The organism is Virgibacillus profundi (genome assembly GCF_002287375.1).
Taxonomy (GTDB): Bacteria; Bacillota; Bacilli; order Bacillales; family Amphibacillaceae; genus Virgibacillus_K; species Virgibacillus_K profundi.
On the sequence record NZ_NPOA01000001.1, the window covers coordinates 33,808 to 45,703 of the forward strand.

Sequence of the window (11,896 nt, forward strand, 5' to 3'; positions counted from 1 at the left end):
TAAAACCAAAGCGATAACTTCTGCTTGTCCTATACAAATCCAGGTTAAGCACACATTCTTGCAATTATTAGATTAAGATCCATAAGCTTAGTCAATAAAATAATGTGTGCTTACCTGGCCTATAGCTATAAATGGTTTATTATGATGATATTATACTTAACGTATACTGTTAACTAAAGAACTGACCGGTGTATGGCGCAAACCTTTTAAATGCTTCTGCATTTTTAATTTCTTTATTCCCTGACACCCTGCTTGCAATATATCCTCTATACGCTGCTCTTCTGGAATAGTTATCAAACATATACTTTTGGGATTCCGAAACTGTCATTGCCTTTTCTTTTATTTCCATAACATCAGTAATGTCGATGAATGCATCTGGATTAAATCCACAAAACTCTGGTTGATCCGGCTCAAACATAAATGTTTTTACTGGACCCAATATTTTTGTATCAGGCTCTACCCCTGGAACTTGCGCAGCTCTGAGTGCTTTATAAAATAACTTAGCAGCTTCTGGATGATCAGGGTTTAAAGGATCTCCAGTAAAATGTGTCAGGATAATTTCTGGTTGAAATTCTCTTAGTTCTTTAACTAAATCTATAATATTCTCTTTATCCGTAATTAGAGGATGATCACCCATATCCATAATTTTTAATTCTGCACCAAGGATCTCACTAGCCTTATTTGCTTCATCTGTTCTAATCTCTTTCACTTGTTCCTCAGTTGCATTTTCAATACCGTTCCATAAATCTCCGGATTCTCCTCTTTCTCCTAATGTTAAATTAATTATTCTAACGTTACTTCCTGCATTAGAATATTTAGCAATAGTCCCTCCACATCTCCATACAAAGTCAAGTGCGTGTGCACTAATTACTAATACATTTGGATTTCCTTTATTTTCGCTCATTTAAATTCTCTCCTCTTTAATAAATTATTTTTTATATAGTATTTCTTTACTCAATAATTCCTGCCTGCTTCAGTGCTTTTTCTGTTTCTTTAAATTCTTTCTCAAGTTTTTCTTTATATTCATCTGCATCAGCAAACACCTTTGTCATCATACGTGGTTCTATATATTCCTCTTGAAATTCAGGTGTTTCTACTAATTCTTTTGATTTCTCAATCCAATAATCTCTAACGTCATCTGACACCCCAGGAGGGAGTGCAAGTCCTCTTGAAACTTCATGCGTTAAATCTACACCTTGCTCTACTAAGGTAGGAACATCTGGCAATTCCGGAATTCTTTCAGGTGATGTAATAGCTAATGGGACTATGTCTCCTGATTCAATCAATTCAAATGCTTCACTTGGATTATTGAAGCTGAAGTCCACATTATTACCGAGTAATGCACTTAATTGTTCACCAGAGCTTTCAAATGGCACCGCTCTTACGTTAGTCCCTGTTTCTTCAGTAAGCATTTGGGATAGAACATGAGCTGTTCCTCCTATACCAGATACTGATATAGTAAGTTCCTCTTGTTTTCCAGCCTCTATTAAATCATCTAATGTTTTATAAGGTGAATCTTTATGAACCAATACTAGATTATAATCGCTCGCATATTGAGCAACAATGGTTAAATCTTTATAGCTGTATTCTTCACCTTGTAAATAAGGCAGCATACTAAAAGTCGAGGAGAATGGTATAAGTGTGTTGTTATCTCCTATCCTCTGTTCTATAGCGATACCAAGCCCAATCTGTCCCCCAGCGCCAGGATGATTTTCATACGTGAAGGTACCATCAACTACACCAGTTTCTTTAAATAGTCTTCCAATTTCTCTTGAGAAAACATCCGTTGCTCCCCCTGTTGAAAAAGGCGTTAACCAGACAAGAGTCTCCTCAGGATAATTTGAAATATCTACATTTTCACTATTTGCATTAGAACTACAGCCAATAAGTAACACAGATACGAAGATTAAGAGCAAAAAGCTTTTCTTCATTATTAATTAAATCCTCCTCTTTATGTTAATTTTCATCATGATTTAACATGACTTGTATCTAATGCTTTGAGTACTTCGTGATAGTCATCTGGTGCTACATGATTAAAAGTTTCTTTCAGATTCTTGTCTACTATAAATTGATAAACTTCCATGGTTTGTTTTGACATTTTTGAAGGGCTATTTAATTCGGTCAATGTTTTAAGTACCTCTCCCATTTCAGAAACCCTTCTTTCAGCATGAATAGCAGCCCTCGTAACTAATAGATTCACCACCTCTTCTAAAGGTTTATGAGAAATTGTATTTTCTATCGATTTTAAAACCTTTTCATCAATGCCATAGCTCTGACTTGCCAATAGCATTTCAATCATTAGCGCAGTGAAGCCTTTCATGAATATACTTCTACACATTTTTATTGCAGATGCACTTCCAGGCATGTCGTTTAAATAGGTGATATTCATATTATATTGATTCATTTCTGAAGCAATATCGGATGCGCCATTACCACTTACTACAATGGGGACTTTATGTTTTTCCGTTGGTACTGCGCCTAGAATAGCCCCATCAACAAATTTCCCTTTTACCTTTTCTATAATTAAAGAGATTTCTTCTTTTACTGCAGGAGAGGTTGAATTCAATTCTATATAGTATTTGCTCTCATCCATGTATGCGGATGCTTCTTCTGCAATAGATACTGCATATTTTGCACTGGTTGCACAAAGGATAATCCCTGAATTATCGATTAGTTCTTTTAATGAATTAACCAATGTTACATTCGTTGCTTTTGCTCTCTCTTTGATTAACTTTCCCGCAACTGGATGGTCTACCTGCACATCATAAGACCATACAGCAACATTTCCTTCCTTTTGTAAACCTTCGCAAATATGAAATGCTGCTTCTCCAAAACCTATAAACCCAATATTCGGTCTATTCATCTTCATACACCACCATCCATCAAAGTCAATTTAGTATTATCTTAAATTATAAATATCCAGTGAAGATTCCCCATCTTTAAGCGCTTTCAAAATTTCGATTTCCTCTTCTTCTCTTTGTACAGCATTAGCTTCAATTTCCTTAAATTGTTTTTGTGGAATAACTACACAGCCATCTGCGTCACCAATAATATAATCATTTGGGAATAACTGAGTATCTCCAATACGGATTACCTCATTAATAGATCCATAGCTGTTTTTATCCTTTGAAGTTCCTCTGATGCAAATTCCTCTTGCAAAAACAGGAAAGTCCATTTCAACCAACTGTTCACTATCTCTTACACATCCGTTAATTACCAGTCCTTTAATTCCTCTCTCCTTCGCAGCCTCGTTTAAAATCTCTCCCCAATAGCCAGCTTCATAATGTCCACTAACATCAACAACCAAAATGGTTCCTGGTTCTGCTTCGTAAACTGCTTTATGGAGCCACAAATTATCTCCAGGTGGGGAAAGTACCGGGGTAATTCTGCCAAATAGTTTAGAATTATTTGCCAAAGGTTTGATCTCAGACGGAAGTGCCCCAATTTTTCCTGCTGCTTCATGAAAAGTGGCCGATGAATAATACGTATTTTCATCTTTAATTTCTTTTGTATGCATACAGCTTACCTCCTTTTCTTGTATTCATGGGGAAATATTTTGTATATTGTATCCAATGTTGTTGTATATTGTATCCAAAGTATTCCCTCGAATACAATATAACTTACATAGAATTTTCTGTCAACATGTTTTTTAGTATCTTTTTAAGATTCTTATTATTATGCTTTTTTCTCTATCAAATAATGTTTTATTTGTTTTCCAGTTCTAAGAATATGTGCCTGCATTCTTTTAAATCCTATTTTTGGATCTCTTTTTTCTACTGCTTCCAATATAAGACGATGTTCCTGATTTGATTTAGCAATCTGTTTTCCAGTTAAGGGTATACCATAACCTAACGATTTTAAATACTTAGGCAATCTAGTCCAATTTAACCTAGAATACAATAAGCGGTGAAATTGCTTATTTAGTGAAACAAAGTTATCTGGTTTTTCTACACATTCATCTAATTTTATTAGTAACTCATTTAATTCTTCGATATCTTCGGCAGTGATTAGAGGAATACTCTTTTCCAATGCAAGGGCTTCCAACATTGCTCTAATTGTATAAATTTCTTCAATATCTTTGAATGTAATTGATCTTACTACAGCACCCTTATGTGGAACAAACTCAATCATTCCTTCAGTTTCCAGCTGCCTTAGCGCTTCCCTTATTGGCATTCTGCTTACTCCAAATAACTCAGCTAATTCATCTTGTATCAAATGTTCTCCATCTTTAAAGTAACCTGACATTATTGCCTGTCTTAATTTATTTAAAACACGGCTATGTAAGGTGCTATGATTATCAACACGAAATCCCTCATTTTTCTCCATAATATTACCCCTTTTTCATCTTAAAATATATTTAAAATTAACCATTTTTTTCTAGCATAGCAAGTATTATTAAAAATGAATACCTCTTATCTAATTTAAATATGAATCCATCCAAACATAATCAAGTGCATGCTTTTCAATTCACGATTATCTACAGGTCATTTTAATGCCATGGAAATAGTTATGAAACTAACTAATGCCACAATAACAGAAGCAATTAAACCAGTATAAATCGGCGCCATGCCTAACTTACTTAGCTTTTTCACGTTTAAACTTAATCCAATACTTACCATCGCCATTAATATGAAAAACTTTGAAAAAACAGTAAGAATATTTACGACTTGTTCACTAAACACTCCTAGCGTATTTAAAATAGACATAAGCAGGAAAAACAATAAAAAAACAGGGAATATTTTGAAAATAGATACTTTGTGATTATCATTTTCCCCTTTTTTACTTGTATAAAATCCCAGGATCAGTACCAGTGGAATTAAAAACAGGGTTCGTGTCATCTTAACAACTGTAGCAACTATTCCTGACTCATCATTATATTCATATGCAGCTGCCACAACAGAAGAGGTATCATGAATTGCTACCCCGCTCCAAACCCCAAAAAATTCATCTGATAAATTTAAAATTTGTCCTATTATAGGGTATATTATAACAGATATGATATTGAAGATAAATATGGTTGATATGGCATATGCAGTTTCTTCCTCCTTAGCTTTTAACACAGGTGAAATTGTGGCTATTGCAGTAGCACCACAAATGGCAGTACCACCACCAATTAATAAATTGAGATTGTTTGTAAGTCCAAAAAACTTTCCAATATAAAATGTTAAAACGACCCCAAGAATAACTGTTACAGTAATAGGAATCAGTGCACTGCCCCCAATACTAATTACATTCCAAAGGTTCAAACTAACTCCTAAAAGTATAATAGCCAGTTTTAAAACTTTTTTCTGTGAAAACGATATTCCTTCATTTAAATTTGAAGAAAGATTAACAATATTACTTAAAACAGCACCAATTAATATAGCTAATATTGTTGAATTAAGATAAGGAATAAAATCACCAAAAAAGCTAGCGACAAGGGCGATAACCATCACCAATAGTAAACCTGGTATTACTTTTTTAAACTTGCTGAACTGAAACCAATTACTTAAAAACGAACTGTTCACTTTGTCACCTCCATACAATTTTATTTATTGGATATTGTATCCAATTTATAATAAATTGTCAATTAATTATTTTCGAATAATAAAAATTCACATCATTCACATTAGATCCAAAGCAAAGTATAAATTTGGAAAAGGTACGACTGAAAATTGGTTTATAGGGGAGGAAGACTTTAGCAGGCGAGCAAAATTTTCTTGTACCTGCAGGAGATAAAAAGTTGAGAGATAATGCCCTATTGTTGAGAGATAAAGCTTGAAGTTGAGAGAGGATGGCAATTAGTTGAGAGATAATATATAAATCACTAGTTATTTCTCAACTTTCACACCACTTCTCTCAACTTCCACCAGCTATATCCCAACTCCCACACCACCCCCACCAAGCCCCATCACTTGTGAAAACCCTCCCACTTCATTACACTAATATAATAAACGTTACTTAGGGATGGGGTTTGATTTCGTGGATTCAACGGGGCGGCTTACGTATAAGAAACTCACTGCTTTTTTTATTCCATTGGGGGTTGCGGCAAGTTTGACTTCCGTGACACATGTCATTATTAATGGAACACTGAGCCGTGGGGAAAATGGTGCTTTTATTGTGGCTTGTTTTGCTGTGGCGATGTCTGTGTTTGGTATCATTGAGCGGCCAATGATTGTTTTTCGGCAAGCATCATCGGCATTGGTAAGCGGCCAAAAGTCTTTTAAACTATTAAAGAATTTTTTTATTTACATTTTAATCATTGTCCTGGGGATCAGTTTGATTTTGGGTTACACGCCGATCGGAAATTGGGTTTACACCAATCTTTTCAATGCCACGGATGATATGGTGACCGCGATTTCCTATACTTTCCGGGTGATCACATTTGTCATTATATTTTCCGGGATTCGCGGCATTTATCAGGGTGTGATTATTAATCAATTGGAAACCAAATGGCTGACGATTGGCGTTGTCGCAAGGCTTGTGGCCATGTTCATTATTTCTTATTTGCTCGTTACTTTTGATTTGATTACAAGTGCTGCCGGCGGGGCTATTTTTCTTGTCGGGATGATTGTGGAATGTCTTGTGAGTGTATATAAAGGCCGGCTTCTCATTAAAGATTCAAAAGTGGAAACAGGCCATGGGCAATTGAAAAAAGCGGATATCTCCAGATTTTACTTTCCATTGGTAGCTTACTTTCTAATGCAGACCATCCTCATTCCAGTTATTTACATTTTACTGGCAAAATCAGCTGACATCGAGTTGAGCATCGCATCATTTGCACTCGCTTTTAGTATTACACAAATGATTCTCGGCTTTTTCATGTATACCCATCAGCTGCTGCTCCAATTTCATGGGCAGAACACGCGGAAGGTAGTCAAGTTTGTCATTATGATCAGCATCATTCCGTCACTCCTGCTTTGCGTCCTATGCTATACACCAATTGGCATGGTCTTTATGACATCAATCATGGGTGCGGAGGATTCCTTATCGATTGCCACAATCGCCGTGCTGAAATTTTTCATTATCAAAACACTCGTTTTCCCATGGGTGGATTTTCTGAATGGCTTCCTCATGCTCAAACGCCAGACAAACAAAATGCTCTTCGCCCAAATCGGCAATCTGATCGTCGTCATTATAACCTTGCTGGGTCTGGTTCATTTTTACCCAGCTTTAAATGGCGTAAACGGATCCATCGCAGCCTCCCTCGGTGAACTCGCCGGGATTGTAATTGTCAGTATTATCGTGTACCGGATGTCGGATATGTATAAGAAAAAGAGGTATAAGCGGTTTAGGGAGAGGAGACGGTAGGTTTTTGATTGATAATTTAATTTTTATTTTTAATTCTGGTTGTACCTGGAGTAGATAATTAATGAAATAGTTGAGAGATAATGCTTAAAGTTGAGAGGGAATGGTATTAGTTGAGAGATAGTGCTTAAAGTTGAGAGAGAATAGTATTAGTTGAGAGATAACGCTTAAAGTTGATAGATAGTATGTGAATTACTGGTTTTCTCTCAACTTTTACGCCACTTCTCTCAACTTTTCCGGTTATGTCTCAACTTCCACTCCACGTCTCTCAACTTTTCCGGATACTTCTCAACACTCCATCGTTTCTTTCAACTTCCTAACCGATTCAACATCCAGCCTTGTTATTTTAACAATATATTCGTTTGAAAAATTTTCGCGCATTAACTCCTGGGCAACCATTCTTTTCGCTTCTATAATTCCTTCCAATCTTCCCTCTGCTCTGCCTTCTTCTTTTCCCTCTACCATCGCTTCAGCAAAAATACCAAATAGATCCGGCACTTCTTTCTTTTTTTCCCACATCTGCTTAATGCCTCCTTTTACAATAATGGTCTGATGTTTCATTAATTCATCAATGACTTAAAATGTAAGGTATTCGAGGTTGAGAGAGAAATGCAATCAGTTGATAAGATTAACTCTGAATCACTCGGTGTCTCTCAAGTTCGCAACCACTTCAATATCTAGCCTTGTTAAGTTTGCAATATATTCAGAGGAAAAGTTGTCGCGTATTAGCTTCCTAGCAAACATTTTTTTTGCTTCTTTAATTCCTTCAGCTCTTCCTTCTTCTCTCCCCATTTCTATTTCTTGATCAACCATCGCAGCCAAGGTCGGTGATAATTGTTCTTTTTTCGTTCGCATTTGCCCAAGTGCCTCCTCCCTTTACTTGATTGTACGAAAAGCAAACATCAGTGAGAGGTTCGCTTCTTATTAAGATAAAAGTCTGCTACTCTGAACACCATTATTCGAATTCTTTTCGTAACTTCTTAATTACTTCAACATCCAGCTTTGTTAATTTTGCAATCGTTTCGTCTGAATATTTGTTACGTATTAACTCCTGTGCAAACATTATTTTTGCCTCTTCAATTCCCTCTGCTTTTCCTTCCGCTTTTCCTTCTGCTCTTCCTTTTTCAATCCCTTTTGCTTCTCCCTCTTCCTTTGCTTCAGCAAAAATCGCAGCTAAAGTCGGTGATAACTTTTCCTTCTCTGCTTTCATCTGCAGTACTTCCTCCTTTCCTATTAATGGTCTGATTTCTTCAATGAATTTCTGTTTTAATTCTTCTGGAACTTGCAGCAAGTAATCAATGAAATATAATAATGCGGTAAAATAAGTGTGGGTTTCCTCATTGCTCATGGTGAATTTCTGAAGGATTTGCGTCATTAATTTGCGTTTAAAAATATAGCGTTGCTGTGAATCGTTTTTTGTTTTGCTTGCATAAATTCCAGCGATCACTGCAGCAGCAAATGGATTGGATGATTGTTCCAGCTTTTTAATGTTTTTACTATCGAATTTGTATATATTATATGTGTATTCGAGCTCCGTGCCATGAAATGAATAACGATATTGATTATGGTAAGTAGATTTTTCAGCATCAGTTAAAAGTGCGATTGCATATATTTCTCGATCAAACTTATCATAAATACGGTAAAAGTAACGAAACATCCGCTTCGGGAAATCCGCACCATCCTTACCTTCAACCTCGATATGGATAAGGATCCATCTCTCATCACCATTTTTCAGAAATACTTTCACAATTTGATCCGCGGCAACCCTACCTTTCTTCCCTTGAATGATTTCCTTGTAAAGCTCTTGCTGCAGGAAGTCCGGATCTTTTGTAAAATCAATTTCTTCATATAACCTTGGGGCAAAAAATTGCATAAACTTCTCAAATAATTCTGTTATCAAATTTTTCCAAAGGCCATCTTGATCGGGCGGAGTTTCTGTTGCCTCATATTTCTTCTTCTCTTCGTGCACAACATTCGTTGCCATTATTTTACCACATCCTTTGTTAAATATGAATCTGAGTCATTAGACTTATCACACAAAATAGCGACACTTATTTTTTCGCCCATCTTTTAAATTCTTTTTCATAACTAAGTCCACTCGATTTTAATATTCTGTTTGCCAGGCTTTTACAGTTAATATTCAAAAAGCGCATCGCTTCCTTATTGTTGATCCAAGGTTTAATAAGCAGCAGATAATCCGCAATCGCTTTAAGGTGAGCGTTTTTTGACAAAGTGAAGCAGCGTTCACACGCCCATTTGCCATAACCCCGCTTCATCCCCAGCCTGCCACACGCTGGGCATTGCACTCCTGGCAATATGTCAGTTGCTTTAATGCCATGATTCGCCATGACATCCATGTCAAATTCTTTGCATTCCTTCAAAATGGCACGCCCAATTTTTTCGGCACTAATTTTGGCATGTTTTTCTTTGTAATCATTATTCTTTTGGATGACCATACCTGGAATATGAGCACCGTGTGCAACGGCTTTGGCGATTTCGCATTTCTCGCCCTTCACTTTTATAATTGTTCCCGGATCACTGATCGCTACGAGTGGGTGGATCTGAATATTTTGGAGGTTGCGTTCCTGAAGCCACATCTGAAGTTTGAATTTTTGAAGCTCTGCCTGCGTGACGGGGTAATCATATCCTGTTTCTTTCATTCCATTTTCACGGATCAGCTGTTTGAGGACGGTATCAAAGGTAATCGTTCCAGAGTAATTTTTGCTTTCAACGGGAAATATCCCATGCGAGGTAACTACGATGTTGTCAATTTGAAATTGTTTTCCCATAACAGTGAGGCATACATCATGAAGAATAGTCGCATCAACAGCCAGAAAATCGAGATGATATTCAACCGCTTTCTCTCCTTTATAACCTTTCAAACGTAAAGCCTGCTCCCGCTCAATTTCTTGTAAGTGTGGAAAATTCAGCCTTAGTCTTGGAATAATTGCATCATATTTTTGCAGTACGAGCGATTTTTTAAGTTTTCTAAGTATCATTTTACAGCCCCCTCTTTTAGCTAACATAATACTATATCCACCAAATTATTCAAAATATGCAATAACTCATTTTTAGGGCAAAACTAACATATGAAAAAGTGATTTTTACAACAGCTTTTACTAATATGGATACATTATTTAGCTGGAAAATTTAATTTCGCCCTATTTTAAAGGAAAATTAAATATTAATATATTTTTTTGAATATGGATGGATACGATTTAAATCATCATTTTGATAGTTGTATGAGGTTTTATTGGTTGGCAGTTTGTTAAATTGGCTTGGTTAATTAAGTGCCTGTTTTAAAGTGCAAGTTAATTAAATGCCTGTTATAGGGGGAGGAATTCAGCACTGATGCTGGACTTCTTTTTTGGAGGGGAGATTTTGATGGTGGCGTGCTGGAGCCTTTGGATGAGGTGGAATGTTTGGTTGTGGAGTCGGGAGAAAAGAGTAATTAGTTGAGAGAGGATACCTAAAGTTGAGAAAGAAGGATAATTAGTTGAGAGATAATAGCTAAAGTTGAGAAAGAAGGCTAATTAGTTGAGAGATAATACCTAGAGTTGAGAGAGAAGGCTAATTAGTTGAGAGATATTATGTGATTCATCGTTTATCTCTCAACTTCCGCACACCTTCTCTCAACTTCCCCCAGCTACCCTCCACCTAACAGATTTAACAATAAAAAAATAAGCCCGGATAACTTATCCAGGCTCACCTCACCACTACGCATCCACATCACTCAACCTCAACAAAACTTCTCCCAACGCAGGCATGCCACCCTGTGCACCCTGCTTCTCAACCGAAATAGAAGCACTTGCATTGGCGAATCGCACTGCTTCTTCAATACCCATTCCTTCTGCCAGCCCATAAGCAAAGCTGCCATTAAAGGTATCGCCGGCACCTGTTGTATCAACAGGCTCAACCCGAAATCCTTCCACGAATATATGTTTTTCCCCATCATAATAACGGGCACCTTGGTCTCCCAGAGTAACAATTAATTTATTGGGATAGCGTTCTAAGGATTGTTCCATATTTTCGCCAAAAATGCTGATACATTCTGATTCATTTGGTGTCAGATATGTTGCTAAATCAATGAATTTCTCTTTAAAATTATCGACCGGCGCGGGATTGAGTACAACGGGAACGTCATGTTCCTTGCATATTTTCAGTACTGTCTGAACGGTTTCAGCGGGGATCTCCAGCTGGATGACGACAATTTCACTACCAATAATTTGCTGTTTCACACGTTCAATTTCCCCAGATGTCAATAAATTATTTGCTCCCGGGACGACAATAATCCGGTTATCAGCTTCAGAAACAATGATTGTTGCAATACCTGTTGTTTCATTTGGAAATAAAAATACGTTTTCTGTATTGACGTTTTCCTGTTTCAGAGACTTGAGCGCTTTTTCGCCATAGCTATCCGTGCCGCAAGCGCCAATCATTCCCGTTTCCTTGCCCAATCTTGCAATCGCTACTGCTTGATTTGCTCCCTTTCCGCCAAAATGCGTGGAAAAGGAGGTTCCTAATTTTGTTTCCCCTTTACCCGGGACATGATTTGTTTCTACAACCAAATCCATATTAATACTTCCGACGACTGTAATCATAGTATCAG

Annotated in this window: 12 protein-coding genes; 1 reads left to right on the forward strand and 11 read right to left on the reverse strand. The window is 36.8% G+C overall.

The features are described 5' to 3' along the window. Positions 1–169: 169 nt before the first annotated feature. From CIL05_RS00160 to CIL05_RS00185, 6 genes are all read right to left on the reverse strand, one after another. A complete protein-coding gene (locus tag CIL05_RS00160; RefSeq protein ID WP_095653479.1) occupies positions 170–904 on the reverse strand; it encodes a PIG-L deacetylase family protein in 735 nt (244 codons plus the stop codon). Positions 905–950: 46 nt separating this feature from the next. Next, entirely contained in the window at positions 951–1,931 is a 981-nt protein-coding gene (locus tag CIL05_RS00165; RefSeq protein ID WP_095653480.1) for a Bug family tripartite tricarboxylate transporter substrate binding protein, read from the reverse strand. Positions 1,932–1,966: 35 nt separating this feature from the next. Further along, on the reverse strand, positions 1,967–2,869 hold the full coding sequence (locus tag CIL05_RS00170; protein WP_095653481.1) for an NAD(P)-dependent oxidoreductase: 903 nt from the start codon (positions 2,867–2,869) through the stop codon (positions 1,967–1,969). 30 nt (positions 2,870–2,899) lie between these two features. After that, positions 2,900–3,517, reverse strand: a complete 618-nt coding sequence (locus tag CIL05_RS00175; protein ID WP_095653482.1) for an RraA family protein — start codon at positions 3,515–3,517, stop codon at positions 2,900–2,902. Positions 3,518–3,675: 158 nt separating this feature from the next. Then, positions 3,676–4,326 (reverse strand): GntR family transcriptional regulator, encoded by a 651-nt coding sequence (locus CIL05_RS00180; protein WP_095653483.1) that lies wholly within the window; start codon positions 4,324–4,326, stop codon positions 3,676–3,678. Positions 4,327–4,484: 158 nt separating this feature from the next. Continuing rightward, positions 4,485–5,507 carry a YeiH family protein gene (locus CIL05_RS00185; RefSeq protein WP_095653484.1) on the reverse strand — a complete coding sequence of 341 codons (1,023 nt, stop codon included), beginning with the start codon at positions 5,505–5,507 and terminating at the stop codon, positions 4,485–4,487. A 454-nt stretch (positions 5,508–5,961) separates the two neighbouring features. Here CIL05_RS00185 and CIL05_RS00190 point away from each other — a divergent pair, with 454 nt between their 5' ends. Continuing rightward, positions 5,962–7,290 carry a multi antimicrobial extrusion protein MatE gene (locus tag CIL05_RS00190; RefSeq protein WP_095653485.1) on the forward strand — a complete coding sequence of 443 codons (1,329 nt, stop codon included), beginning with the start codon at positions 5,962–5,964 and terminating at the stop codon, positions 7,288–7,290. 285 nt (positions 7,291–7,575) lie between these two features. Here the strand turns inward: CIL05_RS00190 and CIL05_RS00195 are convergent, their stop codons facing one another. From CIL05_RS00195 to rbsK, 5 genes are all read right to left on the reverse strand, one after another. After that, positions 7,576–7,806 (reverse strand): hypothetical protein, encoded by a 231-nt coding sequence (locus CIL05_RS00195; RefSeq protein WP_095653486.1) that lies wholly within the window; start codon positions 7,804–7,806, stop codon positions 7,576–7,578. Positions 7,807–7,926: 120 nt separating this feature from the next. Beyond that, on the reverse strand, positions 7,927–8,142 hold the full coding sequence (locus CIL05_RS00200; RefSeq protein WP_095653487.1) for a hypothetical protein: 216 nt from the start codon (positions 8,140–8,142) through the stop codon (positions 7,927–7,929). A 100-nt stretch (positions 8,143–8,242) separates the two neighbouring features. Further along, positions 8,243–9,271, reverse strand: coding sequence for an RpnC/YadD family protein (locus CIL05_RS00205; protein ID WP_095653488.1), 1,029 nt, complete (start codon positions 9,269–9,271; stop codon positions 8,243–8,245). Positions 9,272–9,338: 67 nt separating this feature from the next. After that, positions 9,339–10,286, reverse strand: coding sequence for a nuclease-related domain-containing protein (locus CIL05_RS00210; RefSeq protein WP_165769005.1), 948 nt, complete (start codon positions 10,284–10,286; stop codon positions 9,339–9,341). A gap of 717 nt (positions 10,287–11,003) precedes the next feature. Then, the gene (rbsK, locus tag CIL05_RS00215; RefSeq protein WP_095653490.1) at positions 11,004–11,888 is read right to left on the reverse strand and encodes a ribokinase; all 885 of its coding nucleotides are present in this window, start codon (positions 11,886–11,888) and stop codon (positions 11,004–11,006) included. Between the last annotated feature and the right edge of the window lie 8 nt (positions 11,889–11,896).

Excerpts from the sequence above, each read along its gene's own strand:
- rbsK (WP_095653490.1), bottom strand. The coding sequence starts at position 11,888 with ATGATTACAGTCGTCGGAAGTATTAATATGGATTTGGTTGTAGAAACA.
- CIL05_RS00195 (WP_095653486.1), bottom strand. The coding sequence starts at position 7,806 with ATGTGGGAAAAAAAGAAAGAAGTGCCGGATCTATTTGGTATTTTTGCT.
- CIL05_RS00160 (WP_095653479.1), bottom strand. The coding sequence starts at position 904 with ATGAGCGAAAATAAAGGAAATCCAAATGTATTAGTAATTAGTGCACAC.
- CIL05_RS00170 (WP_095653481.1), bottom strand. The coding sequence starts at position 2,869 with ATGAAGATGAATAGACCGAATATTGGGTTTATAGGTTTTGGAGAAGCA.
- CIL05_RS00210 (WP_165769005.1), bottom strand. The coding sequence starts at position 10,286 with ATGATACTTAGAAAACTTAAAAAATCGCTCGTACTGCAAAAATATGAT.
- CIL05_RS00180 (WP_095653483.1), bottom strand. The coding sequence starts at position 4,326 with ATGGAGAAAAATGAGGGATTTCGTGTTGATAATCATAGCACCTTACAT.
- CIL05_RS00200 (WP_095653487.1), bottom strand. The coding sequence starts at position 8,142 with ATGCGAACGAAAAAAGAACAATTATCACCGACCTTGGCTGCGATGGTT.
- CIL05_RS00205 (WP_095653488.1), bottom strand. The coding sequence starts at position 9,271 with ATGGCAACGAATGTTGTGCACGAAGAGAAGAAGAAATATGAGGCAACA.
- CIL05_RS00175 (WP_095653482.1), bottom strand. The coding sequence starts at position 3,517 with ATGCATACAAAAGAAATTAAAGATGAAAATACGTATTATTCATCGGCC.
- CIL05_RS00165 (WP_095653480.1), bottom strand. The coding sequence starts at position 1,931 with ATGAAGAAAAGCTTTTTGCTCTTAATCTTCGTATCTGTGTTACTTATT.